Below are 23,674 nucleotides of genomic sequence, written 5' to 3'. Positions count from 1 at the left end.
TCTTCTGGCTTGGTCGCAAGATGATCTATCAGAGTCCCGTTGCTTCGTCATCAGGGCTTGACGGACAGCCGATCAGTCAAATGCAACGGCGTTGACGTTAGAAGGTGATGGTGATCTTGCCGCGGACGTGCTTCGCGGCGAAGTCGATGAGCGCCTGCCGCGACTCGGCGAAGGGGTAGCCGGCGCCGATCTCCACCCGCAGCCGCCCCTCCACGACCTGGGCGGCCAGCTCGTCGAGCCGTCCCTCAGGGGTGGTGGTGCCCGTGTAGGTGGCCGTGACCCCCCGGTCGAAGGACGGCGGCCCACCCAGAGGCGAGACCAGGCGCCCGCCCGGCCTGGCCGCGGCGGCGGACCTCGCGAGGCCCGGGCCGGCGTTGGCCAGGTCGATCACCACGTCCACACCGCCGTGCGCCCGCCGCAGCGTCTCCTCGGCGATGTCCGTGCCCTTGTAGTCGATCGTCTCGTCCGCGCCGAGGCTCTTGAGGAACTCCGCGTCGTCGGCGCGTCCGGTGGCGATCACCGTGACCCCCGCCTGCTTGGCGAGCTGGACCAGGTATGAGCCGATGCCTCCCGAGGCGCCCACCACAAGGACCGTCTCCCCCGGCTGCGGGCTCGCCGCGTCAAGAAGGGCGGAGGCGGTCAGCCCGCCCGTCGGCAGCGCCGCCCCATGCTCGGCGTCCAGGCCCTCGGGGCGCAGCGCGGCCGAAGGCGCGTCCTTGACCAGCACGTACTCGGCCAGGGCGCCGGACGGCACGCCGTTCCACGCCATGACATGGTCGCCCACGGCGAAGCGGGTGACGCCTTCGCCGACGGCCTCCACGACGCCCGTGATGTCGACGCCCGGCACAAAGGGATGCTGGATCGGCAACTCGTGCCGTATCGCCCCGGTGACCAGCACGCGGTCCACCGGGTTCAGCGCGGCCGCTTCCGCGCGCACCAGGATCTGGCCCGGCCCGGGGACGGGTGTGGGGATGTCCTCGATGGACAGGTCTTCCAGCGGCCCATAGGAACGGGCGACAAGAGCCTTCACAGGGGTTCTCCTCAAAGTGGTGGTCGTGTCAGGCCGGGCAGGCTCGCGACGGCGACGGAGGGCACAACCCGCCCGCGCATCAGGGCGCACAGGTTTGGTGACGTATCGACAATACATCGTTTTGTTGACACGTCCATGAGTGTGTCCAGCCCACCCTCCGGCACTCGGCTCCGCGACCAATCTCAAGAACAAGGCGGAGAGTTCCTCCTGACGTCAGCGGATCTCCGGCAGGCTCCCTCGTCGCCCGCTTCTTCACCCGTCACCTCGTCGAAGGCGGCACTTTCAAAGGCGGATCAGCGCAAGGTAGAGGACCGAGCCGGCGGCCGCGCGGAGCGTCGGGCCGTCCGCCAAGGCCAGGGGCGGGTAGCCGTGCGCGGGGGTGAAGCCGTTGCCGGGCAGGATGAGCCGCCCGGCAAGCACGGACCCGAGCACGGCGACCGTCCCGGCGGGCCAGCGTCAGGCCGGCCAGTATGGCCGCCTTGGCTGCCAGGACCGTGGCCCGGCGCGGCATCGCCGCCTACGAAACAGGACTGGTCGGCCCGCGCTCCCACGGACGCGCCTGAGCGGAGTGCGACCAAGCCTCCTCTCCTCAAGGACAGATGAAAAGCGGAGGCCGGGTCGATCTCAGCTGGTCGGCAGATCGCCGACTGGTGCGACCACGTGGCGGCCCGAGCCCGCGCAGGTCCAGACGGCCCGACCGTCCACACAGCCGGTCCGGAGGCCAAGGTTGTGCGCGGCACACGTGGGCCAGACCGCCCACCTGGCCTCCATGACCATGTCCTGGACCGCGTCAGCGATCAACTCGAGCGCGATTTGCAGGTCCTGCCCGCTCGCGGGCCGGATCAAGGGCCCTCCGACTCCCCCATCCAACTCCACCTGCGCCTGACCCAACTCGGGGTCCCAGTCAGCGGTCACCAGCCGAAGGCTCTTCGCCACCCCGTCTGTCCGCACGTCACGCTCCACGACGGCCACCGCCTCTTCCAGCGTCCGCCACCAGCCGGGTTCGAGATCGAACCCCGGCTCGAACGGGGCCTCGTCCAGCAGTTGCCAGGTCAGCAGGTTCAGAGCGGCGGCGCTCAGCTCCGCTGTCGGGCGTTCCAGCAGCTCCCGCGCGGCAGGGCTGTTCCAGTACGACTCATAAACCGCGAAGGCGAGCTCCAGGATGGGGCCGGTGTCCAGATCTCCCGCCCGCGCGGCCACATAGACCTGCCTCGCCAGCTGCTCCATCGCGCCCATGCACCGAAGTGTCGCCCTCACCGGCCACCCGCCAACTCGATTTCCGGCAGCGACATCGGCTTTGCCCATAGGTCCCGCTCGGCCTCGGGCGGCCCCGATGGGCCGACCGGACGTTCACTTGGACTGCGAGGAGCTCCTGAGCGAAGATTCACGAGCCGCTCGCCAATCAATGATCACATTTTGCCGCATATCCGTGGTTTCCCCGAGGAGAATCTTCCGCGTGGATATCGAGACGGTGCGCGGCCGTGTACAGGAGTTGGCGCTGAAGTTCGGAGTGCAGGCGCCCGATGTCGAGCTGGGCGAGCCGCCACAAGGGTGTCCCGCCGCGCTCCGCCGGACGGGTAAGGGCGCGACGATCGTGATCGGACCCGAGTTCACACCTATTCCAGCCCCCGTTCAGGAGGCATCCCTGGCGTGGATGGTCGGCGCGCTGGATCGCGCTCGCGTTCCGCGCGGTCTGGGCTGGCAGGGCCGGCTGACGCTGGTCCTCGGCGGCGTCCTGATCGGAGTCGCATTAGGGGTCTTCTCGGCGACGATGACCCCGCTCGATGCGTATGGATTGTTCGCCGTACTGTTCGTGGCCGTCCTCGCCAGGAGTATCCGCGTCCGGACGTTCGCGCTGGACCGGCTGGTCGCGGACATCTGCGGGCTGGAGACCATGGCCGTCGCCCTGTCCCATGCCGCTCGGAACCCGCTCAAGGTGACCGGAGCCCGCCGGCTGCTGCAGATGATGTCTCCCTCGGCGGCTACGCGTGCCGCTCGGCTGAGACTGCCGGCCGGCGCGCCGACCGCCGCCTGATCCGGATGGTCCCCCCGTTTCCCGACGTCGCAGGGCACGGCGCCCACGTGCTCAAGCAGTGCGGTGAAGGCCGTTTCGTCTGGGCACACGCCTACGTGGACCGGCTGGTCACGGAGCGGCCCGGCGATCCGCACCCTCTGCTCCTCCGTGCTCTGATCTACGCCTACCGTGGCGAGGAGGACTCCTGTCGCAAGGCTCTCGCCGAGGCGGACGCACTCGGAGCGGGCCATCCGGAGCTCCGCTCGTACATCGGTGATCTGTCGGCGGCCCGGACTCCGCCGGCGGAAGCCCCCGTCGAGAAGATCACGCTCAAGGATGCCGGCGGCTGCCTGCTGGGCTTGGTCGTGCTGGGTGTCCTCTTTCGGGGTCCCTGGCTGATGGAGACCTGCGGTGACTGGCTCGCCTCCCAGCTAGGGATCCGGGGGCGCACGATGTACGACGGGCATTCCATCCCGGGATTCGTCATGGTCGCCGCTCTCGTGGGGTTGGCGCGTCTGGGCTGGTGGGCGGTCAAAACGCGACGCGGGACCGGGAGCCTGCGAGCCGAGATCGCCGGTCGCCGGGCCCGCGCGCGGCGGGTCGCGGCCGACCTGGACGACGACAACCTGCGCAATCGTGCGGGCGGGGTCGCCATGCTGCTGCCCTTCTCGGTGTTCTTCGCCGCGGTTCCGGCCATCATGACGAGCGGTCCGATCCGTGGCTGGCTCGTGGCGGCCTGGACGATCGTCATGTCGCTCGGCTTGATCGCCGGGGCGGCCGCATGGGCGGGCCGGCGACCCGTTGTCCGGGCTGTTGGGCTCAGCCGCCTGCTGCTCTTCCAGGTGATCGCGACTTACGGCGTGATCGGCACGTTCTCATGGGCGCTGATCACTGGTGTGAGCGAGGACGCGTTGAACACCGCCGGCATGTACTGGTTCGGCTCCGCGCTGGTGTCGTTCGTCTCCACCGCCATCTATCTGTTCACCGTACAGAGACGCCTGCGCCGGGAAGGGCGACTTCAGCACTGGCCGGAGAAAAGGCGAAGGGCCCATTGAGCCGGTGATGGGCGGGTGGCAGTCCTCAGTCCGGATCGTCGGTCTGTACGGCTGGCATGCCCGCGCAGCGCCTCCTCGCGAAAGATGAAGGGGAAGGCGCCTGGGGACGAACGGCCTGGATCGGTCATCGGCGATGCCGACTCTCAGAGCCAGTGCCAGGTGATTTCGGCCTTGGCGCGTTGCTCGGCCATGAAGGCGGCGAAGCCGGCCCGTCCGGCGGCGGCGAGCGTTCCGGGCTCCTCGGGGTCGGCCGGGCGTCGTCCGCGGACGATTCCGAACAGGTGGTCCTTACCGTGGGGCACGGGACCCACCACGGCCCCGGCGGCGGCGTCGCGGAAGGGCTCGGGCATCTCGCGGGCGGCGCGGTGGGCTGTGGTGACGGTCAGGTCGTCGTCTCCCTCGCCACCCGGCGAGGGCGACGGGGACAGCAGTGCGTGGGCAAGGGCGGCCAGGGGATCGTCCTGGACGGCGATAGCGGTGAGGCGGTCCTTGGGCCCGACCGCCCACACAGCCCAGACGGGGTCGAACTCCGAGGGATGGCGCTCCAGGTAGTCTCGTGCCGTCTCCTGCTCCACCCGCCGCCGCAGGCGGCGTCTGAGCGCCAGACCGTGAATGTGGTTGTCGTAGGCCGACGGCGTCAGCCCCACGTTCTCCAGCCAGCGCAGCATCTGGGCGCGGCTGCGCAGCCCTCTCTGTAGCCGGAAGGCGTCGGAGGCCTCCTGCAGCTCGGCCTGGGTCGGTTCGGTTTCCCGCGCGGCCAGCTCGGTGAGGATGCAGTGGTCGACGAGCTCTTCCTGGATGGTCTGCTCACGCTCGGCGCGGGCGCGCAGGGTCAGCAGCGCGTTCTGGATCAGAAGTTCCTGGTCGTCGACGGTGAGCAGCCTGGCGGAGGCCCAGTGGGTGGAATGGTCGACGGTCCAGGGCACACCGTCGTCGGCGGGGGCGGTCAGCGCCACGGTCCCGCCGCCGGGGTGGCTGAGCACCAGGTCGTAGTCCACGATGGGGCTGCCGGGCCGGACGTCGGCGACGAGCTGAGCCCGGGTGTCGGGGTTGGCGGCACGCCAGCGCTCGACGGCCCGCCGGGCGGCGGGCACGTCCGGGCGCCTGCGCGGGAGCGTCCGGAGCAGGTCCACGGCCTCGGCCAGCACGGCGGCGAAGGCGGTCTCGGGAGTTCGGGTCGTCATGGGAGTTCGGGTTGTCATGGGAGTTCGGGTCGTCATGGGAGTTCGGGTTGTCATGGGATGGTCACCTGGGAGGCCGCGCGGAGATCGGGTTCCGCCGCGACGAGCCAGTCGGCGATCGCCGCGGAGATGGGAAGGCCGGTGGCCGCTTCGATCCAGCCCCACTGGCCGGTGGGGTTGATCTCCAGGAAGACGTAGCGGCCCTCAGGGGTGAGGATCATGTCGATGCAGCCGTACGGCAGGCCAAGAGACGCGGTCAGCTCCAGGCACCGGCGTTCGACGTCGTCGGGCAGCCGGTGCACGCCGTACACCGAGAAGCTCCATTCGTGGTGGCGGTAGTCGTGCCGGGTCGCGCGGGACGCTTGAGAGTGGATCTCGGCGGCGAACACCTGCTCTCCCACGATCGTGATCCGCAGCTCGACGCACTTCCTTATGTACGGCTGGAGAATGGCCGGGGAGATGGCGAGGCGGTGCCGGTCGGTGAGGTGGCGGCGCGTGACCGGAGTGCTGTAGAAGGCGTGGTCTTCCCCGTCGACCTGGAACCTGACGAACTCGACCTCCTTGGCGATCAGCTCGCCCTCCGCCTCCTCCCAGAACGGGATCAGCTCCTCGACATCGTTGGTGATCAGGGTCTCGGGCGTGGCGAAACCGAGTCTGGCCGCCGCGGCCAGGTTGAAGAGCTTGTTCTGGAAGCGGACGATGTCCATGGTCCTGCCGGGGAACCAGCGGCTGTCGAGGGTGTCCTCCCAGCCGTACACCAGGATCCTTGAGATCTTCTCGACGTACTTCCTGTGGTTGGCGTCGGTGACGGAGTCCGGGGCGCGCGACGGGGAGGGACGGCGGTTCCAGACCGCGCTGAACAGGGAGGCGTCGTAGTCCCGGCCGCCCGTGTGCAGGGTGTGCCGCCAGGATCCGCCGGTGAGCCGCGAGGTGAGCCGGCTCTCGGCCGGGTAGTCACCCGGATCCCACCACAGGAACTCGGCGCCTCGTTCGACGAGCTTCGGGACGACCATCTCCACGGATCTGTCGCCTTTGTCGCTGAGTATCAGAATCACCACGTGCTCCCCACCGTTGGGAAGAACGGCGTGCCCAGACCACGTCGGACACGCCGCTCCCGCCTTACATCGCAGGTCGGAGGACCGATCTGTCAGACCATGATGTCGATGGGGTCAGAGCTCCCATTGCTGTGGGTGCTCGCGGCCCACGCGCACACGGGGTACATGGACTGCACCCCTCCCCTGCCCCCGATGACATCATCCAGTAGGTCCTCGGGAAGCTCCGCGGCCGAGCCGAGGTCGTCGATGCGGACAGACATGTCCCATCTCCTTTCGATCTTGAGGGATGGATGGATCCTCCCGGCTTCGCCTTGGAGCGTGGTTGGAGTTCGGTTGGACCAGGCCGTCACCCTGAAAGCGACACCTGAAAGCGACACTGTGAGCCGGTCGGTCAGCGCCAGCTCGCGAACCGGACATCCCTGCTGAGTCAGAGCGTCGCCGAGTTCGCGGTGTTCAGGACCAGCGTGGGGTCCAGGGCCAGCGTGGCCACCGCCAGCCCGAGGAACACGATCGCCAAGTAGAACTGCGGCGCGAAGTCGTATACGCGGAGATGGGTGTAGAGGGCGCAGACGAAGTAGAGGATGAGGCCGGCCGCGGCAGCCGTACCGATCAGTGGCACGCCGAGGAGCCCGAGCGCCAGTCCGAGCGCGCCCGCGGCCTTGGGAATGCCTATCGGAAAGACCAGCCACGATTCCGGAACACCGGCTTTCTGCAGAGCGGGACGAAGCGTCCGCATGACGGGCGCGAAGCGGGTGATGGCCGCGACGCCCGAGAGGGTGTTGGCGGCGGCGGTGACGGCAGCGGTGACGACATAGGCGGTGGACATGAGAACTCCCATGAATCAGTGAAGCGGCCGGCCGTACGGGTTCGCGCGCCGCTTCCAGGGCGAACCCGCGGTGCCGATCAGGAGGTCAGTTCTGGAAGGCGGCGACGTGGTCCGCGACCCACTCGGCATAGGTACGCGCGGGGCGACCTCCACCAGATCCCGCTCGTCGATCAGTGACTCCTCGGATGCCGCGTAGACGTAACGGGCGACATCACCAGCGCGGACCTCGGCGCCCTGGCCGGCGAGAAACTCGACCAGGGGACGTCCGACGGCGCCGGTCGCTCCGGTTATCAGGATCATTTGACCTTCGACTCTCGGTGGTGGTGGCGGCTTGAGCCGCCGCCCCCCTAAGAGCCCTCACGAACGGGAAATGTGACACCACCGGTCGATATGACTCCGCGTCTACGCCTCGACGTTCACACGCTGCCCCCGTCGTCCATATGCCGTACGGATCTCAGGGTTTGCGGCCGACGGCGCCGTACTGAGCCCCTTCGTCGCGCCCCCGGCCTCGGTGGGGTCGGGACGCCACAGTGAGCATGACACCAGGCCGGGCTCCAGAAGGTCGACGCGGTCGAGGAAGCCGGCGATCTCCTCGCCGCTCCTGGCGGTGATCGGTGGTTTGGCGTGCTCGTTCCAGAACCGCATGGCCTCCACGTTCGCCTCCCCGTCGAGCTCCAGGGTCGGGTGGGTGATGGCGAGATAGCTGCCGGAGGGGACGGCGTCGAGCAGACGGTTCACGGCGGCCCGCGCCTCGTCGGTGTCCAGGACGAAATTGAGGACTCCGAGCAGCATGATCGCCACTGGCTGGGTGAAGTCGAGAGTGTCCCCGGCCAGCCGTACGATCCTGTCGGTATCGCGCAGGTCCGCGTCGATGTACCCGGTGGCGCCGGGCGACGTGCTATGGCAGCGAGGAGGAGAAGGCGCGATGGGACCCTTTCTGATATCCAAGAGGACCCACTTCGGTCGGGTGAAACGACGTAAGCACACGTCGCCACCATGTCGAAACAGTCGCGGCGAATCCGGGTGACTCGATTGCGGGAGAAGACGAATGAGCCATGAAACCACCCCATCGCACAGTGCCGAGGCCAGGCCGTTCCCGTTGGAGCCGACGCCGATCCACGTGCCCGACGACGTGCTCGCCGACCTCCAGCAGCGTCTGGAGTTGACTCGCTGGCCGGACGACGCGGGCAACGAGGACTGGTACTACGGCGTGAACCGCGCCTACCTGCAAGAGCTCATCGACTACTGGCGGACCGGCTACGACTGGCGCAACGCCGAGGCCGCGATCAACGCCTACGAGCACTACCGCGTCGAGGTCGAGGGCGTGCCGGTGCACTTCATGCGCAAGCCTGGAGCCGGCCCGAACCCGACACCTTTGATCCTGACGCACGGCTGGCCCTGGACGTTCTGGCACTGGTCCAAGGTGATCGACCCTCTGGCCGATCCGGGCGCGTACGGCGGCGACCCGGCCGAGGCGTTCGACGTGATAGTCCCCTCGTTTCCCGGCTTCGGGTTCTCCACTCCGCTGCCGGACAACCCGGACATGAACTTCTGGAAGGTCGCCGACCTCTGGCACACCCTCATGACCCGCACCCTCGGCTACGACAAGTACGCCGCCGCCGGCTGCGACGTCGGAGCGCTGGTCACCGGCCAGCTCGGGCACAAGTACGCCGATGAGCTGCACGGCATCCACATCGGCTCCGGCCAGAAGCTCACCATGTTCAACGGCGACCGGGCCTGGGACCTCAGCGGTGGCCGGCCCATCCCTGACGGGCTGCCCGCCGACATCCACGCCCGGATCGTAACGTTGGAGAAGCGGTTCGCGGCCCATCTCGCCGCACACGTGCTCGGCCCGAGCACGCTCGCCCACGGACTGTCCGACTCACCCGCCGGAATGCTCGCCTGGATCCTGGAACGCTGGGTGAACTGGAGCGACAACGGCGGCGACGTCGAGACCGTGTTCACCAAAGACGACCTGCTCACCCACGCCATGATCTTCTGGGTCACGAATTCGATCGGCACCTCCATTCGCACCTACGCCAACAACAACCGCTACCCGTGGACCCCGTCCCACGACCGGCAGCCGGCCATCGAGGCGCCCACCGGCATCACCTTCGTCGGCTACGAAAACCCGCCCGGCGTCAGCACCGGCCAGCGCGTGCAGAACTTCCTCGACGGTGACCGCGCCGCTTGGTACAACCACGTCAACCTCAACGCCCACGAGCACGGCGGCCACTTCATCCCATGGGAAATCCCCGGCGAGTGGGTTGACGACCTCCGCCGAACCTTCCGCGGTCGCCGATAACGAGACCCCCAGAACGTCTTTAAGGGGCTTTGACCGGCCGCCGTCTAGCGTTGGCAGAAAGGGGCTCCGCGAGGCGTGCCGGAATGGGCCCATCGGAGGCGCGGCGATGTTGAGCAGACGGGAGTTCGCGCGCCTGGCCGCGGTGGCGGCCGGTGCCGGAATATCCGGAATATGCGGTGTGGGCGTGACGGCTCGCAGGCTCCGCAAGTACGCCGACCCGTTGCCCCGTCTGCCCGTGGCCGTTCCCGACGTGTCCGTGGTCCCCGGCGCCGACCACTACGAGCTGACCATGCGCCAGCAGCCGTGGCGCTTCCACACCGACCTCGGCACCACCGTCGCCTGGGGTTTCTGGGCATCCGACCCGTCCGGCCGGGGCAGGGCCGCCGGGCTCGGCTGTCTGGGGCCGACCCTGGTGGCGCGGCGGGGCCGGCCGTCGATCGTCCGGTACCGCGACCGATTGCCGGCCACCCATCTGCTGCGCCGCTCCATCGACCAGACCCTGTGGCGACCACTGCCCGGCGTCCCCCCGGATCCGCCGGGCGGCCGGCATATGGACATGCCACGGGACGTGACGGTGTGGAACGTCGTCCACCTGCACGGCGGATGGAGCCCGCCGCAGTCGGACGGCAACCCGGCCGCCTGGTTCACCCCGCAGGGCCTGCACGGCCCCCTGTACGGCACGCTGCCCGGAGCCGCGCCCAACGAGGCGATCTACGCCTACGGCAACCGCCAGCGGGCGACGATGCTGTGGTATCACGACCACGCGATGAACCTCACCCGGCTCAACAACTACGCGGGACTGGCCGGGATCTACATGATCCGGGATCAGGCCGAGGAGACGCTCGGACTCCCGCAGGGACGCTTCGAGGTCCCCCTGATCGTGCAGGACCGCACGTTCAACCGGGACGGCTCGCTCTTCTACCCCTCGAAGGGAGTGACCTCGTACCATCCGATCTGGTCCCCGGAGTTCTTCGGGGACACGCCGGTCGTGAACGGCAAGGCATTCCCGTTCCTGGCGGTCGAGCCGCGCCGCTACCGGCTGCGCGTGCTCAACGCCTCGAACTCGCGCTTCTACCACCTGTGGTTGGGCGACGGCCGGACGCGGCTGCCGTTCTGGCTCATCGGGATCGGCGGCGGCCTCCGCGGTCACCCTTTGCCCTGCACGGACCTGGTGATGGCCCCGGCGGACCGGGCGGACATCATCGTCGACTTCGCCTCAGTGCCCGTCGGCAGCGCCCTCACCCTCATGAACGACGCCGCCGCGCCGTACCCCGGTGGAGGGGGCGGGCCGGCCATCCCCGAGATCATGCAGTTCCGCGTGACCGAGCCCCTGAGCGCCCGCGACCCCACCACACCGCCCGGCAAGCTGGCCCTTCCGCCGTTCGAGCCGCTCCAGCCCGCCACAGGGACGAAGTGGCGGGAGCGCGTCCTGACCGAGACGACCGACCGGCACGACAACTCCGTCCACATGCAGATCAACGGACGCTACTTCTTCGAGCCGGTGGACGACTTCGTCCGCGCGGACGCCACCGAGGTCTGGGAATACGTCAACACCACCGCGGACGCCCACCCCATGCACGTGCACCTCGTGCAGTTCCACATCTACAACCGGCAGAAGTTCAGGGCCGAGGACTACAACAGGGACTACGGCCGGTGGCTGGCGGCGGGCCGCCCGCACGGGAGGAGGCCCGTCCTGGCCAGGTATCTCACCGGGCCGCCCACGCCCCCGGAGCCGGACGAGCAGGGCTGGCGGGACAGCTTCATCGCCTTACCGAAGATGGTGAACAGGATCATCGCCACCTACACCACGGCACCGCCGGTTCCCGGGATCGACGGCACCGGCACCACGTTCCCGGCCGACTACATCCACCACTGCCACATCCTCGAACACGAGGACAACGACATGATGCGCCCCTGGCAACTCGTCGGCTGACGGACCCCGCCTCGGTGCGGCCGGCCCGCCTGAGGCCGGTGGCGGGTGTGGTTGTCCGGGCCCGCCCGCCACCGGCGGATCACAGGTGACGGCTGCCTGATCGGCGTCACCGGCGAAGCGGTAACGGAGAATGGACGGCATGTCACGCACTAGGCCGAGCCGCGCCTCGGCGCTCGTCAACGCCGCGGCAGGCTGCCCCTGCGGCCTGCCGGCCACCTACACCGAGTGCTGCGGGCGGTACCACGCCGGGCAGGCCGCTCCCACCGCAGAGGCCCTGATGCGCTCTCGCTACGCCGCGTTCGCCGTCGAGGAGGAGACCTACCTGCTGCGGACCTGGCACCCCAGCACGCGCCCGGCCGGTATCGGCTTCGAACCCGGCATGCGGTGGACCGGACTGGAGATCGAAGCCACCTCAGGAGGAAGCCCCTTCCACACGACCGGCACCGTCACCTTCCGTGCCCGCTACACCTACCGGGGAAAGCCCGGTGAACTATACGAAAAGAGCCGCTTCGCCCGGCACGAGGGCGCCTGGGTCTACCTCGACGCCATTCTCACAACCTGACCCAACCGCAAGTGCGGTGTCGCGACCAGCAAGCCGATCCACGTACCGGACCAGACCCGCCGACCGCCGAGATCCGACTGACCGCCAACCTCCCAAACCCCACCATCTGCGCCCCCTCGGCGGCCTGTGCTACGAAGGCGAGAGGCGGCGTGCGACCAGGACGGCGTCGTGGATGGTGATGGCGCGCCCGTCGGGATCCACAGCGGCGCGCGGACGGGTCTCGGCCGCCAGCACCCGCCACGCGGTGGGGTCGAGCGAGGCGGCGACTTCCTCGGCGGTGAACATCATGTCCGGGAAGTGCATCCGGTGGGCGGTGGTCCGTAGGTCGGAGGGGTGGTGTCCGACGATCAGCAGGATTCCGCCAGGAGTCACCGCGGCAGCCAGCCGCGCGTACAGTCCCCGCCGCGTGTCGCCGGGCAGGTGCATGAACTGCGACGACACCAGGTCGTACGCGCCCTCGGCGGGAGGCTGGTCGCGTAGGTCGGCGTGCGTCCATGTGATGCGGCTGGCGACCTGCGCGCCCGCGGCCGCGGCGTGGGCGGCGGCCCGCTCCAGCGCGGTGGTGGAGATGTCGACCGCGGTGACGGTCCACCCGCGTTCGGCGAGCCAGATCGCGTCGGCGCCTTCACCGCTGCCGACGTCGAGTGCCCGTCCGGGGGCGAGCTCGGCGGCTTCGGCGACGAGCTGCGGGTTGGGGCGTCCACTCCACAGCGCCGGGCGGGCGCTGTAGCGCTCCTCCCAGGCGTCCTGCTCGAACATGGTGCGCGCCTGGTGCCGGTACGCGTCGACGGCGTCGCGGGTGTCCTCGGCGACGAGGTCGGCGTTGATCGCGGCACCGGCCTTCAGGCCCGCCGCGGCAGCCACGATCACCTGAGCCTGTACGTCGGCCACGTTGCCCGCCACCCACACGCCCGGCACGCTGGTGGCTCCGGTGGGGTCGGCGGGAACCTGGCTGCCGACGACCTGACCTCCGAACTCCACGTCGACCGGTTTCAGCCCGAGCGACTCCAGCACATCCGCGCGGGCGGACAACCGCGGCGAGACGACCACTCCGTCGAGCGCGACGATCTCGCCCGAGGCCAGCCGTACGCCGGTGAGCGTGTCGCCGGCCACCTCCAGCCCCGCGACGGGCCCGTCCACGACGGTGATCCCGCGCGCCGCCAGCCGCTCGGCCTGCTCCGCACCCGGTGCCGGAGTGTGGTGCAGCAGGACCAGGACGTGCGGGCTCCACTGCCGCCACAGCTCCGCCTGGTGCCAGGCCAGCGGCCCGGTCGCCAGGACGCCGATGCGCCGGTCGCGGACCTCCCACCCGTGGCAGTACGGGCAGTGCAGCACGTCCCGGCCCCAGCGCTGGGCCAACCCCGGCACGTCGGGCAGCTCGTCGACGAGCCCGGTGGCCACCAGCAGCCGCCGCGCCCGCACGGAGCGCGCGCCGTCCAGCGTCACCAGGAAGCCGTCGCCGTCCTTCGCGGCGGCCTCGACCCGCCCGGCGACGATCCGGCCGCCATACCGGGTCACCTCGTCCCGCCCGGCAGCCACCAGCTCGGCGGGTGGCGTGCCCTCCCGGGTCAGGTAGTTGTGCACGTGCCCGGCAGGCGCGTTGCGCGGCTGCCCGGCATCGACCACCAGCACCGACCGCCGCGCCCGCACCAGCGCCAGGGCGCCACTGAGCCCGGCGGCGCCACCGCCCACCACGACCACGTCGTACGCCTCGTCCACCATGAGTCTCCCTACACTCGTTGCCTGCGCCCACGGTGCACCCGGCCTGCTTGAGTCGACAAGTAACATTGCCGACATGGCAAAAGCCGACGCCGCGGTCCTGGCCTTCGTGGGCCCGCGGCTGCGCGCGCTGCGCAAGGAGCGCGGCACCACCCTGACCCAGCTCGCGGAGACCACCGGCATCTCGGTCAGCACCCTGTCCCGCCTCGAATCCGGCGAGCGCAGACCCACCCTGGAGTTGCTGCTGCCGCTCGCGCGCGCCTACCAGGTGCCCCTCGACGAGCTCGTCGGCGCGCCGCCGGTCGGTGACCCACGGGTGCGGTTGAAGCCGATCAAGCACGCGGGCATGACGGTCGTGCCGCTGACCCAGCACGCCGGCGGGCTGATGGCGTGGAAGATGGTCATCGGCGCCACCCGCCAGGAACCCGATCCACGTACGCACGAGGGCTACGAGTGGCTTTACGTGCTCAGCGGGAAGCTGCGGCTGGTGCTCGCCGAGCACGACGTCATCCTCAAGTCGGGGGAGGCCGCGGAGTTCGACACCCGGGTACCGCACTGGTTCGGCAGCACCGGAGACGCGCCGGTGGAGGTCCTCAGCCTGTTCGGACCGCAGGGCGAACGCATGCACGTCCGCGCGAAACCGCGCGGCACGTAATCCGGCGGCGCCGCCCCGGGTTGATCGCCGCGCTCCCCCAGGCACTGCCGGGGGAACCCGTGGCGGTGGTAACCGTTAGCTTCCGCGCGGGGCGCTGGATAGCATCGGTCAGGATATGAGCGCAACCATCGTCGTGAAGGACCTCGCGGCCGGGCACGGCGAGCGAGTCCTGTTTTCCGGGCTCGACCTCGTGGTCGCCCCTGGCGACGTCATCGGGCTGGTCGGGGTCAACGGCGCGGGCAAGTCGACGCTGCTCCGCCTGCTCGCCGGCCTCGACGCGCCGGAGCAAGGCGACATCCGGCTCTCCCCGGCCACGGCCGTCGTCGGCCACCTTCCCCAGGAGCCGGAGCGCAGGCCGGACGAGACCGTCCGCCGGTTCCTCGCCCGCCGTACCGGCGTCGCGGAGGCGCAGCGCGACCTCGACGCCGCCACGCAGGCACTGGTCGAGGGCTCGCCGGGCGCCGACGACGCCTACAGCACGAGCCTGGAGCGCTGGCTCACACTGGGCGGCGCGGACCTCGACGAGCGCGCCGCCGAGGTGGCCGCCGACCTGGGCCTCATGATCGACCTCGACCAGCCCATGACCTCGCTGTCCGGCGGTCAGGCGGCCCGCGCGGGGCTCGCCTCGCTGCTTCTGAGCCGCTACGACGTCTTCCTGCTCGACGAGCCGACGAACGACCTCGACCTCGACGGGCTCGACCGGCTGGAGAGGTTCGTGACCGGCCTGCGCTCGGGCACGGTGCTGGTCAGCCACGACCGCGAGTTCCTGGCGAGGACCGTCACCAGCGTGCTGGAGCTCGACCTGGCCCAGCAGGAGGTGCGGTTGTACGGCGGCGGCTACCAGGCATACCTGGACGAGCGCGAGGTCGCGCGGACGCACGCCAGACAGCAATACGACCAGTACGCCGAGACCCGCGCCCAGCTTGAGCTGCGCGCCCGCACCCAGCGTGCCTGGATGGAGAAGGGCGTCAAGAACGCGCGCCGCAAGATGAGCGACAACGACAAGATCGGGCGGAACGCCCGGGTCGAGACGACCGAGAAGCAGGCCGCGAAGGCTCGACAGACGGAGAAGCTGATCGAGCGGCTGGAGGCGGTGGACGAGCCGCGCAAGGAGTGGGAGCTGCGCATGGAGATCGCCGCCGCGCCCCGCGCCGGAGCCGTCGTCGCCACCCTGCGTGGCGCGGTCGCGCGCCGCGGCTCCTTCACCCTTGGTCCCGTCGATCTGGAGATCGGCTGGGCCGAGCGGGTGGCCATCACCGGGGCCAACGGCTCGGGCAAGTCCACGCTGCTGGCCGCGCTGCTCGGCCGGCTCCCGCTGGAGGAGGGCCACGCCGCGCTCGGCCCCGGCGTGGTGGTCGGAGAGGTGGACCAGGCACGAGGACTCTTCCTCGGAGACGAGCCGCTGCTCGACGCCTTCGGGGCGCTGGTCTCGCCGATGCCGCCCGCGGAGGTGCGCACGCTGCTGGCGAAGTTCGGGCTGAAGGCCGCGCACGTGACGCGCCCGGCGGCGACCCTGTCACCCGGCGAGCGGACCCGGGCGGCTCTGGCGTTGCTGCAGGCCAGGGGCGTCAACCTGCTCGTGCTCGACGAGCCTACCAACCATCTCGATCTGCCCGCCATCGAACAGCTTGAGTCGGCGCTCGCGCACTACCCCGGCACGCTGCTGCTCGTCACACACGACCGGAGAATGCTCCAGGCGGTACAGGTGAGCCGCCACCTGAAGGTCAGCGCGGGACGGATCACGGAGGTCTGAGTAAGGCACCGGGGGCGAGGAACAGGTCGCGCGTCACCTCTCACTAGGAGGGTGAGCCGGGGTGACATGGTCCCGAACCGCGGCGGCCCGGGCCGAGAGGAGCGCGCCAAGGGCGTCGCACTCATCCGGGGTGAGCGGGGCGCGGGCGAAGAGGTAGAGCATGTCGCCGGGCCCGTCGACGAGTTCGACGGGCAGCGGGCGGGGAGGCGTCTTGGTGGTCATGATGGGATCATTCTTGCGGGTGCCACCGACAGAACCACGGCCCGTGGCGAGGGCCGGCGGTCGATCTGCGGTCGGGGCCGACCGTCCGCGATGCGGCCATCGGCACCGGCCATGTCAGGATCGTGGCGGCGCACCGGCTTCGTGAGGTAACCGGCTTCGTGAGGTAACCGGCATCGACTACGTGCCGACGGGCCCGGTAATGCCGGAGGCGCTTTCCGGCCGCGAAGAGTTCACCTACCTTTGACGGTCTTTCCCTTCTTTTGGCCTGATTCCACGGTGATCATGACGGGTGTCTGCCGCCCTCCCTCCCCCTCAAGGAGGCTTCATGCACACCCCGCATCGCCCCCGAGCTTCGTGGCCGGCACGGCTCACCGTCGTGCTCGCCGCCATCGTCTCCCTGACCGGTGTGGCCGGTATCGCCCCCGCGCAGGCGTCGGTCTACAACTCCTGCACCATCTCCCGATGCTCCGACGCGCGTACGGCCAACTCGATCTGGGCGTCCAAGGGCTACCCCACCACCAGTGGGTGGTACTCCTGGCCGGACGGCAAGTACAACTACACCGGTGGGCGCTTCTACAACCGCGAGGGCCAGCTCCCCAGCGGCGCCACCTACTACGAGTACGACGTGTACTCCCGGGCGCGGGGAGCGGCGCGTGACGCCTACCGGATCGTCGTCAACCGCAGCACCGGCGTGACCTGGTTCTCCCCCAACCACTACACCGACTTCTACAGACTCTAGGAACTCCCATGACCGCCGCACGTCCGCTGCCGCAATGGCTGACGGTGTCCACCGGCCCGGCGCCGGCGGTCATCGACGGGAGCGCATGCCCGACCCGCGCCGCCTTCTTCGAGGAGGCGGCGCGGGTTCTGCGGTTTCCCGGCTACTTCGGCCGTAACTGGGACGCGTTCGCCGACTCCCTCGGCGATGCGACTCGTGCCGGGAAGGTCGCCCTTGTCGTGGAGCACGCCGAGGACCTCCTCAACGCCGAACCCCCCGAACAGTTGGCCACACTGCTGGCCGTACTGGCCGAGATCGCCGGGGCCGGGCTGACCTTGACGCTGTGCACCGACCCGGACCACGAAGCCCTGCTCCGCCGGCGGGCCGCCGAAGCCCTCACCTGATCAGGTTGTTCGGGTCCTCATCGATCTCGCCGACGACCTGCTGGGTATGCGTGCAGCCGTCCTGCTCCCCGCGGGCCGCCGTACTTGCCGCGCGCGGATGTAGAGGTCGGTGCCGCCGTGCGGCAGCCGCCCGCTGCGCTTCAGCCTTCAAAGCGGAGTGTCAGCTTCATCGTGGATCCAGCACGGCGTCGAGCTCCACTTCGACGAGCCATGCGGGGTCGATGAACCGCGACACCTCAACGAAGGTGCAAGCAGGCCGGACTGCGGCGAATCGCTCGCCATGAGCGCGAGCCGCCTCCTCCCATCTCGTCACGTCCGTCAGCATGATGCGGGTTCGGATGACATCCTCGATCGACGCGCCCACATCGCGAAGCGCCCGCTCAGCGATGTCCAGGCACCGCACCGTCTGGGTGTACACGTCGCCCGGCCCGATGGTGGAGCCGTCGTCTCCGATTGGGGCCGTGCCAGCTACGGCGACGTGCTGTCCTGCCCGCACCGCCCGCGAGAAGCCGATTCGAGGCTCCAGCGGTGATCCGGAGCTAGCCCTCTGCCGCGTATGGTCCATGTCGTCATGGTCCCAGCGGCCTGTGCAGGTGCGTATGTCAGGCACCATGGAGGGGTGACTTGGGCGATAGACGAGGGTCCCGGTGGCGTGTTCGGCGCGTTGCCTGACCCGTCGGGTGTGCTCACCAGCCCCCCGTTCAGACTGCTGGTCGATCTCATCGCAGACGGCGACGTGGTGATCCTGAGCGGGGCCGGCCTGTCGACAGAGTCCGGCATTCCGGACTACCGAGGGGAGAGCGGGCTCAAGCGGCGGGCCGAGCCGATGACGTACCAGACGTTCGTCGGCAGCGCCGCAGCTCGCCGGCGGTACTGGGCGCGCAGCCACGTGGGATGGCGGCACGTCGCTCGCGCAGTCCCCAACGCCGGTCATCACGCGGTCGCGGAACTGCAGGCCCGCGGGCTGATTGCCGGGATCATCACCCAGAACGTCGACGGCCTGCACCAGGCCGCCGGCGCACAGCATGTGATCGAGCTGCACGGCGGCCTCGATCGGGTCAGGTGTCTTGACTGCGGTCAACGTACCTCCCGCCACCTGCTCGACCAGCGCCTGCGAGCCGCCAACCCCGGCTGGGACGCCCAGGTCAGCGCGATCAACCCCGACGGCGACGCCATCCTGGCTGATGACCAGACCGACGCCTTCCAGCTCGTGGACTGCCACAGCTGCGGCGGCCTGCTCAAACCCGACGTGGTGTTCTTCGGCGAGAACGTGCCACGACCCCGCGTCCAGAAGTGTTACGCACTGACCGAGCGGGCCAATACGCTGCTGGTTCTCGGGTCCACGCTGACCGTCATGTCCGGCTACCGGTTCGTACGCCGCGCCACCGAACTCGCCATACCCGTCGCGATCATCAACCGAGGCCGGACCCGAGGCGACGCCCACGCCCTCCTGACCTTGGACGCCCCCCTCGGCTCGACCCTCACCGCACTCCTTGCCGGGCTCGGCTCGACACGGTGACATCCGCCGGGCGCTCGCTTCATCGGTCGCGACACTGCCGATAACGCGGGTCGCGGTATGTCCATCCCCATGCCTCGCACGTGACTTCACCCAGGTCAGGTGCGGGCCGGCCTGGGCCTGCGCTGCGGAGTGGCCGCCACGGCACCACCCTCAAGGCCCTGATCCACGAGCAGTTCGGTGACGGCATCATCAGCGCGATCAACTTCAAGCTGGACGTGAAGGTCGAGGACCCCGAGGGCGGCTCCCGGGCGGTGATCACACTCGACGGCAAGTACCTGCCGACCAAGCCGTTCTGACCCCCATCGGTAGGCGGGCTCCGGACGACCTCCCGGTCGTACTCCGCCGCGTCGAACCGGACCTCCTGCGGTGGATCGCCCGCCATCGACGAGCGCCAGTCCTTCCAGACCACCTCTGGCCCCTCGCGCACGATCGTGACATAGAGCCCGCCGCAGCACCCCTCGGTGCAGCATGCCTCGGCGAGCCTGATCTCCTTCGGTTCGCTCGTGGCTCTGAGCCGCCCGCCGTAGACCAGCCGCTCAGGATCCTCGGCGGGACCCTTGTCGAACGCCGCCGCGACGATCGGCATCCCGTCGATCACGATCCTGGCCTCTACCTGAGGGAAGCCGACCGGATTCGGATCGGGCACCACGACCCGGACAGCGAACCTTCTCTCCGGTATGCCGTTCCGGGTCACTTCTTTACTGATCCAAGCGGCACGCCTGGCCTCGATCGGATCGCTGGAAGGGACGGCCGCCGTCAGGTAGCGGCCCGTCCGGGGTTAGCCGGTGCAGTCGCTGCGCGTGTTCGAACAAGGAAACCGGGCGGTCGAGCGTCCTTTCGGCTCTCCCCCAGCGGTCCGAGGACCGCGACGGTGACGGTATGACCACGAGTTCGAGCGCCACGCGCGGCGCAGAGAAGCGGCCTCAGGCGCGGGGGTCGCGGACCCCACTGATGAACCGGCTGGTGGTGTGGCTGCTCGGTTCAGGGATGCGGCCGCTCCTCGATCAGGCGGTAGGCGTCCTGCGCTACATCTCCCGCGCCGGCGCGCAGGTCGTCCTGCCGGCGCAGGTCGCCCGTGACGACGGCCGGATCGTGGTGCCGGCCGCCGATGCCGCGAGGAAGCGGTGGTGGCGGCATTTCACCGAGCCCGCTTCGGTCGAGGTGTGGCTCGACGGGCGGTGGCACAGCGGGACCGGCGTCGTGGTGAAGGGACGGGAACGCGCCGGCGCGGATGGATCGCCGCCACGGCGGGCGCCGCCGTACCGGCGTACCTCATCGGGCTGGTCCCCTCCCTCTATGGGGAGTCGCTGTCGGCATGGCCGCCCGCGCTGTTCGTCGCCACAGCGACGATCCTCGGCGGGGTCCTGCTCGCCTCCATAGGCACAGCTCAGTGGCTGATCCTGCGCCGCCACATCCGGCACGCGGCCCGCTGGATCGCCACGACCGCCGCTGCGTGGGCCGTCGGCCTCGGTATCTTCATGGGCTTCACCATGCCTCTGTGGCAACCGGGACAGCCGTTGGCCGTCATCGTGGCGATCGCCGTCGCCGGCGGCCTCCTGATGGCGGAGGCGACTTCGGCGATCACCGGCTACGCCGTGCGCCGGCTCCTGCCGTAGCCCCCTTCCACACGCCGACGGCATGTCCGCGAGTCCCAGAGCCCCGGTCCGGCCGCGGCGGCCGAAACCGGCGCGGGCCGCCGCGGTGGGCGACGAAGCGGTGCAGGCGCACCGACGAGCCGGCGCTCCCCGCGCTGGTCGTAGCTTCCCCTCGGGTATCGAGGGCACCGGGCGTTCCGGCGATCGAGTCAGGGTGCGGTAACGGCACCTTCGAGCAACGCGGCGTACAGCACGGCCGGGTCGGCGTGGCGCGGCCAGTCGCTCACCTGGCCGTCGCCGACCTCGATCACCCGCCAGACGCCGTCGGTCCGCCGCACCAGGTCAGTGGTGACGAAGCGGCACCCGAGCCGTCGCACCGCCGCACGCACGTCGCTCAGGTCGTGCGGTGACTCAACGTCGGCTTCGGGGGTGTCGGGGTGCGGACCCGCGAACACGGGCTTGCCATCGACCCACCAGACGCGTACCTGGCCGTCTTCAAGATCTTCGAACCGGCGGATGACCAGCCCGCCGACCAGGTCCTCACCCTGACGCTCGACGAACTTTGCCACCACGCCCCGCAACCGGGCCAGGTCCGCCGCATAGCAGGCGTCCAACCACTCATGCTTGCGTGACTTGACGTAGTCCTTGATCACGAAACCACCGTCGCCCAGCCCCGCCGCTGCGCGCGTGACATCCGGGCAAGGGGCGCCCGGCGCCATCGGCACCACGACAGTCTCCGGCGTGAACTCCCGGAAACAGTCGATCCAGCCGGGCAACTCATGGCCCGCCCGATACTCCCGCCCGCTGGTGAGCAGCCGGCAACCACGTCCGAGCAGCGCCTCCTCCATCGCCTCGTACTGCTCGGCCCGCAGCATCCAGCCCCGATACCAAGCTGGGCCGAACCCCAACGGCACCCCCGCCACGGCCTCATCGATCCGGCCGGCCACGATCGCGTCATGGTCGATCAGCGCCAGCCGCCCACCCAGATCCCGTACGGCGCGCGTCTGGGCCCCGAAATGCGGATCGCCCCGCCGCGGCCGGAGCGGATCGGCGCAGAACAAGAACCCCACCGTCATGATCGGCAGCATAGAAGCCACCCACCCGCGTCTCATCCGATAATCGGTTACGGATTTGGTGCTGTGTCGCCGGTTGGCGGCTGCGACGTGTAGGACCAACGGGACCCCCTCCCGTATCGAGCGTCCGGAAATGTCGAAACAGGACCTGACCCCGCATGAGCAGACGCACCAGCGGCGGCGGCAGGCCACCCCGACCGCGCCCACCGCGGAAGGAGAATCGCACCCGACAACATGAGGATCGCTAGGGCAAAAGCGCGCAGTGATAACCTGCCCGCACGAGCGCAGCACCCCCGCGCCGTGAGCAGCACAGAGGTCCAAGAAAGCGCACCAGAGTTTTGTCGCGCGACAGGTCATATCAAGTGAATTCCCTCGCGGGAGGCGACCAGTTCGGCGCGGACGAGTTCGAGCAGCCGACCGATCCAATTCCTGCCCTGCGGCGATCCCGCGTGCCAATAGTCTGAGCCGGGCGGACCGTAGTGAATGCGCGCGTCTCCGGTGGCGATCAGAGCCTCGGCCAGATCCGGGTGCTGATCGTACTTGGCTCGCAGCAGATCGGCCATCACGGCGGGACGTATGGCGGGCCAGTTGGTACGGCGGGTCGCCTGTCTGGCAAGTTCCTCGGCCTGATGGGGCGCCTCGGCAGCGCGGATCTGCTCGCGCGCGGCGGGATCAGTGGTGGAAAGCGCCCAGTAGGCGTGGGCGACGGTCGGGTAGGTGACGGAGGCGACCACGATCGGCGTGGGGTATTCGTTGCGAAGCATGCGATCGGTGTCGGTTCGCTCCAGCTTGCCGAAGTGGCCGTGATGTAGGTAGAGGGTTGGTGAATCGGCGCCGTCCGGCCCGTCGGCGTGCGGGCGTTCACGGGCGGCTTGTAGGTCGCGGTCGCGTTCGGTGAAGTACTCGATGGCCCACTGTCGTTCCTTTTCGGTCACGATCAGCGGCCCGTCGCCGTCGGCTTCGTCCTCCAACTCTGCGACGGCGTAGTCCTCCAGCGGTTCCCCCAGATCGGCGCACAGCACGCGCAGCGGGACATCGCGGTAGTCCATGTCGCCCAGCGCATACACCCGCAGGTGTTCGGGGATGGCCTGGTAGGTCGCCCGCAGCGCCACCCTGTCGGCCTCGGCCCGAGTCTGGAGGAACCGCTCGAGCGCGAGCAGGCAACGGCCGGTGGAATCTGGACGATCGTTGAGCCGGTCGATCTCGTCGGCCACCTCGCCGAGCAGGTCCTCGGCCGTGATCCATACCTGCGGGTCGTCGAAACGCCAGGTGGCCAGGTGATGCGCCGACGCCTGCCCGCCCGGCTCAAGCTTGGTCGCGACCCATCCCGACCGCAGTTTCTCGCGTAGACCGTCCAGGTCCACCCACTCCCAACACCAGATGGCCCCATCGGCGTAGATCTTTAGCTCCGAAAGGAAGTAGCTGGATCCGTTCCGGATGAAGATCGGCCGCCAGGTCCCCTCGATGCGTTCGCCGTCAACGTCGCGATAGGTCCTATTGCGTGACACGCCGCCAGCCTAGAGCCCCGACATGCCTAGTCACCGGAGCCGTCCGCTCATCGGCATGACCGTGCACCTGCTCGGCAGGATGAAGGTAGAAGGCGGCGTTGCCGCGCCGCGCCCCGTCCGCCCGCTGGGGAGTCTCGACTTGACGATGCGCGCGCCGGCCAGCCCGAGCAGATGGGCGCAGAGCGGACCCGCCCAGAGGGCGCTGAAGTCCACCACCAGCAGGCCCTTCAGCGGTCGGGGGACGAGCGGCCGCGGCAGAGCCGGCGTGCCGGCGGGGAATCGCACCGGTACCGCGGCGACGCCGAGCAACGTGGCGCGTTCGATGAGCTCGGAGCCCGCGTGCTCCCGCAGCCATCCGCCTACCCCGGCCATGGGTCGTCGCCGACATCGGCGCAACCCAGGGCGCCGAGAAGAGCCGCGTCGTCAGGGCGGGCGCAGGAGACGGCCGCCCAGCCGTCGGCGCTCGGCAGCAACCGGCACGCGCCGCCGGCGGACACACGGCTCCACGCCACCCATGGCCGGTGAACGCGACCCGATCGGACAGCAG

At 69.6% G+C, this 23,674-nt stretch carries 27 protein-coding genes and 1 pseudogene; 12 read left to right on the top strand and 16 right to left on the bottom strand.

Features of this window, described 5'->3' with window-relative positions:
* Positions 1 to 97: 97 nt before the first annotated feature.
* The 3 genes from ABH927_RS32385 to ABH927_RS32375 all read right to left on the bottom strand — a co-directional run bounded on the left by ABH927_RS32385 (position 98) and on the right by ABH927_RS32375 (position 2,266).
* Positions 98 to 1,030: an NADP-dependent oxidoreductase gene (locus ABH927_RS32385; RefSeq protein ID WP_370027954.1), complete on the bottom strand. Its 933-nt coding sequence runs from the start codon at positions 1,028 to 1,030 to the stop codon at positions 98 to 100.
* A gap of 282 nt (positions 1,031 to 1,312) precedes the next feature.
* Positions 1,313 to 1,462: a hypothetical protein gene (locus ABH927_RS32380; RefSeq protein ID WP_370027952.1), complete on the bottom strand. Its 150-nt coding sequence runs from the start codon at positions 1,460 to 1,462 to the stop codon at positions 1,313 to 1,315.
* 192 nt (positions 1,463 to 1,654) lie between these two features.
* Positions 1,655 to 2,266 (bottom strand): hypothetical protein, encoded by a 612-nt coding sequence (locus tag ABH927_RS32375; protein WP_370027950.1) that lies wholly within the window; start codon positions 2,264 to 2,266, stop codon positions 1,655 to 1,657.
* A 220-nt stretch (positions 2,267 to 2,486) separates the two neighbouring features.
* On the opposite strand from ABH927_RS32375, the gene ABH927_RS32370 reads away from it, so the two are divergent.
* Entirely contained in the window at positions 2,487 to 3,065 is a 579-nt protein-coding gene (locus ABH927_RS32370) for a hypothetical protein (protein WP_370027948.1), read from the top strand.
* 5 nt (positions 3,066 to 3,070) lie between these two features.
* Entirely contained in the window at positions 3,071 to 4,099 is a 1,029-nt protein-coding gene (locus ABH927_RS32365) for a tetratricopeptide repeat protein (RefSeq protein WP_370027947.1), read from the top strand.
* A 143-nt stretch (positions 4,100 to 4,242) separates the two neighbouring features.
* Here ABH927_RS32365 and ABH927_RS32360 read toward each other — a convergent pair whose 3' ends face one another.
* From ABH927_RS32360 to ABH927_RS32335, 6 genes are all read right to left on the bottom strand, one after another.
* A complete protein-coding gene (locus tag ABH927_RS32360; RefSeq protein WP_370027946.1) occupies positions 4,243 to 5,283 on the bottom strand; it encodes a TIGR04500 family putative peptide maturation system protein in 1,041 nt (346 codons plus the stop codon).
* 50 nt (positions 5,284 to 5,333) lie between these two features.
* A complete protein-coding gene (locus tag ABH927_RS32355) occupies positions 5,334 to 6,335 on the bottom strand; it encodes an MvdC/MvdD family ATP grasp protein (RefSeq protein ID WP_370027944.1) in 1,002 nt (333 codons plus the stop codon).
* Between the two features lie 92 nt (positions 6,336 to 6,427).
* On the bottom strand, positions 6,428 to 6,595 hold the full coding sequence (locus tag ABH927_RS32350) for a hypothetical protein (protein ID WP_370027942.1): 168 nt from the start codon (positions 6,593 to 6,595) through the stop codon (positions 6,428 to 6,430).
* A 167-nt stretch (positions 6,596 to 6,762) separates the two neighbouring features.
* Positions 6,763 to 7,161: a DoxX family protein gene (locus ABH927_RS32345; RefSeq protein WP_370027940.1), complete on the bottom strand. Its 399-nt coding sequence runs from the start codon at positions 7,159 to 7,161 to the stop codon at positions 6,763 to 6,765.
* A gap of 15 nt (positions 7,162 to 7,176) precedes the next feature.
* Positions 7,177 to 7,461 (bottom strand): NAD-dependent epimerase/dehydratase family protein, encoded by a 285-nt coding sequence (locus tag ABH927_RS32340; protein ID WP_370027939.1) that lies wholly within the window; start codon positions 7,459 to 7,461, stop codon positions 7,177 to 7,179.
* A 102-nt stretch (positions 7,462 to 7,563) separates the two neighbouring features.
* Positions 7,564 to 8,109: an SAM-dependent methyltransferase gene (locus ABH927_RS32335; protein ID WP_370027938.1), complete on the bottom strand. Its 546-nt coding sequence runs from the start codon at positions 8,107 to 8,109 to the stop codon at positions 7,564 to 7,566.
* Between the two features lie 100 nt (positions 8,110 to 8,209).
* Here ABH927_RS32335 and ABH927_RS32330 point away from each other — a divergent pair, with 100 nt between their 5' ends.
* The 3 genes from ABH927_RS32330 (at position 8,210) to ABH927_RS32320 (ending at position 11,961) form a co-directional block, all read left to right on the top strand.
* Entirely contained in the window at positions 8,210 to 9,466 is a 1,257-nt protein-coding gene (locus ABH927_RS32330; protein ID WP_370027936.1) for an epoxide hydrolase family protein, read from the top strand.
* A gap of 106 nt (positions 9,467 to 9,572) precedes the next feature.
* Complete coding sequence (locus ABH927_RS32325) at positions 9,573 to 11,399, top strand: multicopper oxidase family protein (RefSeq protein ID WP_370027934.1); 1,827 nt, start codon at positions 9,573 to 9,575, stop codon at positions 11,397 to 11,399.
* Positions 11,400 to 11,538: 139 nt separating this feature from the next.
* Positions 11,539 to 11,961 carry a YchJ family protein gene (locus ABH927_RS32320; protein WP_370027932.1) on the top strand — a complete coding sequence of 141 codons (423 nt, stop codon included), beginning with the start codon at positions 11,539 to 11,541 and terminating at the stop codon, positions 11,959 to 11,961.
* 129 nt (positions 11,962 to 12,090) lie between these two features.
* Here the strand turns inward: ABH927_RS32320 and ABH927_RS32315 are convergent, their stop codons facing one another.
* On the bottom strand, positions 12,091 to 13,683 hold the full coding sequence (locus ABH927_RS32315) for an FAD-dependent oxidoreductase (protein ID WP_370027931.1): 1,593 nt from the start codon (positions 13,681 to 13,683) through the stop codon (positions 12,091 to 12,093).
* A 73-nt stretch (positions 13,684 to 13,756) separates the two neighbouring features.
* On the opposite strand from ABH927_RS32315, the gene ABH927_RS32310 reads away from it, so the two are divergent.
* The 4 genes from ABH927_RS32310 (at position 13,757) to ABH927_RS32295 (ending at position 17,432) form a co-directional block, all read left to right on the top strand.
* On the top strand, positions 13,757 to 14,335 hold the full coding sequence (locus tag ABH927_RS32310; RefSeq protein ID WP_370027929.1) for a helix-turn-helix domain-containing protein: 579 nt from the start codon (positions 13,757 to 13,759) through the stop codon (positions 14,333 to 14,335).
* 115 nt (positions 14,336 to 14,450) lie between these two features.
* The gene (locus ABH927_RS32305) at positions 14,451 to 16,088 is read left to right on the top strand and encodes an ABC-F family ATP-binding cassette domain-containing protein (RefSeq protein WP_370027927.1); all 1,638 of its coding nucleotides are present in this window, start codon (positions 14,451 to 14,453) and stop codon (positions 16,086 to 16,088) included.
* Between the two features lie 547 nt (positions 16,089 to 16,635).
* Positions 16,636 to 17,049, top strand: a complete 414-nt coding sequence (locus tag ABH927_RS32300; protein ID WP_370027925.1) for a ribonuclease domain-containing protein — start codon at positions 16,636 to 16,638, stop codon at positions 17,047 to 17,049.
* An 8-nt stretch (positions 17,050 to 17,057) separates the two neighbouring features.
* A complete protein-coding gene (locus tag ABH927_RS32295; RefSeq protein ID WP_370027923.1) occupies positions 17,058 to 17,432 on the top strand; it encodes a barstar family protein in 375 nt (124 codons plus the stop codon).
* Between the two features lie 166 nt (positions 17,433 to 17,598).
* Here the strand turns inward: ABH927_RS32295 and ABH927_RS32290 are convergent, their stop codons facing one another.
* On the bottom strand, positions 17,599 to 17,997 hold the full coding sequence (locus ABH927_RS32290) for a RidA family protein (RefSeq protein WP_370027922.1): 399 nt from the start codon (positions 17,995 to 17,997) through the stop codon (positions 17,599 to 17,601).
* Between the two features lie 54 nt (positions 17,998 to 18,051).
* On the opposite strand from ABH927_RS32290, the gene ABH927_RS32285 reads away from it, so the two are divergent.
* Together ABH927_RS32285 and ABH927_RS32280 are read left to right on the top strand one after the other, a co-directional pair.
* Positions 18,052 to 18,951 carry an NAD-dependent protein deacetylase gene (locus ABH927_RS32285; protein WP_370027920.1) on the top strand — a complete coding sequence of 300 codons (900 nt, stop codon included), beginning with the start codon at positions 18,052 to 18,054 and terminating at the stop codon, positions 18,949 to 18,951.
* Between the two features lie 137 nt (positions 18,952 to 19,088).
* Positions 19,089 to 19,247, top strand: a pseudogene (locus tag ABH927_RS32280) (cyanate hydratase); the annotation flags it as partial.
* A gap of 685 nt (positions 19,248 to 19,932) precedes the next feature.
* Here the strand turns inward: ABH927_RS32280 and ABH927_RS32275 are convergent.
* Positions 19,933 to 20,088 (bottom strand): hypothetical protein, encoded by a 156-nt coding sequence (locus ABH927_RS32275; RefSeq protein WP_370027918.1) that lies wholly within the window; start codon positions 20,086 to 20,088, stop codon positions 19,933 to 19,935.
* 41 nt (positions 20,089 to 20,129) lie between these two features.
* On the opposite strand from ABH927_RS32275, the gene ABH927_RS32270 reads away from it, so the two are divergent.
* Complete coding sequence (locus ABH927_RS32270; RefSeq protein ID WP_370027916.1) at positions 20,130 to 20,567, top strand: hypothetical protein; 438 nt, start codon at positions 20,130 to 20,132, stop codon at positions 20,565 to 20,567.
* Positions 20,568 to 20,755: 188 nt separating this feature from the next.
* Here ABH927_RS32270 and ABH927_RS32265 read toward each other — a convergent pair whose 3' ends face one another.
* From ABH927_RS32265 to ABH927_RS32250, 4 genes are all read right to left on the bottom strand, one after another.
* On the bottom strand, positions 20,756 to 21,622 hold the full coding sequence (locus ABH927_RS32265; RefSeq protein ID WP_370027914.1) for an ATP-grasp domain-containing protein: 867 nt from the start codon (positions 21,620 to 21,622) through the stop codon (positions 20,756 to 20,758).
* 350 nt (positions 21,623 to 21,972) lie between these two features.
* A complete protein-coding gene (locus ABH927_RS32260) occupies positions 21,973 to 23,127 on the bottom strand; it encodes an NADAR family protein (RefSeq protein WP_370027912.1) in 1,155 nt (384 codons plus the stop codon).
* A 30-nt stretch (positions 23,128 to 23,157) separates the two neighbouring features.
* The gene (locus ABH927_RS32255) at positions 23,158 to 23,499 is read right to left on the bottom strand and encodes a CoA transferase (protein ID WP_370027910.1); all 342 of its coding nucleotides are present in this window, start codon (positions 23,497 to 23,499) and stop codon (positions 23,158 to 23,160) included.
* Positions 23,487 to 23,624 carry a hypothetical protein gene (locus ABH927_RS32250; RefSeq protein ID WP_370027908.1) on the bottom strand — a complete coding sequence of 46 codons (138 nt, stop codon included), beginning with the start codon at positions 23,622 to 23,624 and terminating at the stop codon, positions 23,487 to 23,489. The genes ABH927_RS32255 and ABH927_RS32250 overlap by 13 nt, the downstream gene beginning before the upstream one ends.
* Positions 23,625 to 23,674 lie beyond the last annotated feature (50 nt).

This window comes from Planotetraspora sp. GP83, assembly GCF_041262585.1.
GTDB lineage: Bacteria > Actinomycetota > Actinomycetes > Streptosporangiales > Streptosporangiaceae > JAOEGB01.
Note: the sequence above shows the minus strand (reverse complement) of the source record. Positions and strands in the feature narration are given on the sequence as shown.

Bases quoted from the DNA above. Each gene is read 5' to 3' on its own strand.
- ABH927_RS32320 (WP_370027932.1), top strand. From the start codon at position 11,539: ATGTCACGCACTAGGCCGAGCCGCGCCTCGGCGCTCGTCAACGCCGCG.
- ABH927_RS32300 (WP_370027925.1), top strand. From the start codon at position 16,636: ATGCACACCCCGCATCGCCCCCGAGCTTCGTGGCCGGCACGGCTCACC.
- ABH927_RS32275 (WP_370027918.1), bottom strand. From the start codon at position 20,088: ATGCCGCCACCACCGCTTCCTCGCGGCATCGGCGGCCGGCACCACGAT.
- ABH927_RS32315 (WP_370027931.1), bottom strand. From the start codon at position 13,683: ATGGTGGACGAGGCGTACGACGTGGTCGTGGTGGGCGGTGGCGCCGCC.
- ABH927_RS32290 (WP_370027922.1), bottom strand. From the start codon at position 17,997: ATGGACCATACGCGGCAGAGGGCTAGCTCCGGATCACCGCTGGAGCCT.
- ABH927_RS32330 (WP_370027936.1), top strand. From the start codon at position 8,210: ATGAGCCATGAAACCACCCCATCGCACAGTGCCGAGGCCAGGCCGTTC.
- ABH927_RS32345 (WP_370027940.1), bottom strand. From the start codon at position 7,161: ATGTCCACCGCCTATGTCGTCACCGCTGCCGTCACCGCCGCCGCCAAC.
- ABH927_RS32265 (WP_370027914.1), bottom strand. From the start codon at position 21,622: ATGACGGTGGGGTTCTTGTTCTGCGCCGATCCGCTCCGGCCGCGGCGG.
- ABH927_RS32350 (WP_370027942.1), bottom strand. From the start codon at position 6,595: ATGTCTGTCCGCATCGACGACCTCGGCTCGGCCGCGGAGCTTCCCGAG.
- ABH927_RS32310 (WP_370027929.1), top strand. From the start codon at position 13,757: ATGGCAAAAGCCGACGCCGCGGTCCTGGCCTTCGTGGGCCCGCGGCTG.
- ABH927_RS32255 (WP_370027910.1), bottom strand. From the start codon at position 23,499: ATGGCCGGGGTAGGCGGATGGCTGCGGGAGCACGCGGGCTCCGAGCTC.
- ABH927_RS32295 (WP_370027923.1), top strand. From the start codon at position 17,058: ATGACCGCCGCACGTCCGCTGCCGCAATGGCTGACGGTGTCCACCGGC.
- ABH927_RS32365 (WP_370027947.1), top strand. From the start codon at position 3,071: ATGGTCCCCCCGTTTCCCGACGTCGCAGGGCACGGCGCCCACGTGCTC.
- ABH927_RS32375 (WP_370027950.1), bottom strand. From the start codon at position 2,266: ATGGGCGCGATGGAGCAGCTGGCGAGGCAGGTCTATGTGGCCGCGCGG.
- ABH927_RS32340 (WP_370027939.1), bottom strand. From the start codon at position 7,461: ATGATCCTGATAACCGGAGCGACCGGCGCCGTCGGACGTCCCCTGGTC.
- ABH927_RS32305 (WP_370027927.1), top strand. From the start codon at position 14,451: ATGAGCGCAACCATCGTCGTGAAGGACCTCGCGGCCGGGCACGGCGAG.
- ABH927_RS32325 (WP_370027934.1), top strand. From the start codon at position 9,573: ATGTTGAGCAGACGGGAGTTCGCGCGCCTGGCCGCGGTGGCGGCCGGT.
- ABH927_RS32360 (WP_370027946.1), bottom strand. From the start codon at position 5,283: ATGACGACCCGAACTCCCGAGACCGCCTTCGCCGCCGTGCTGGCCGAG.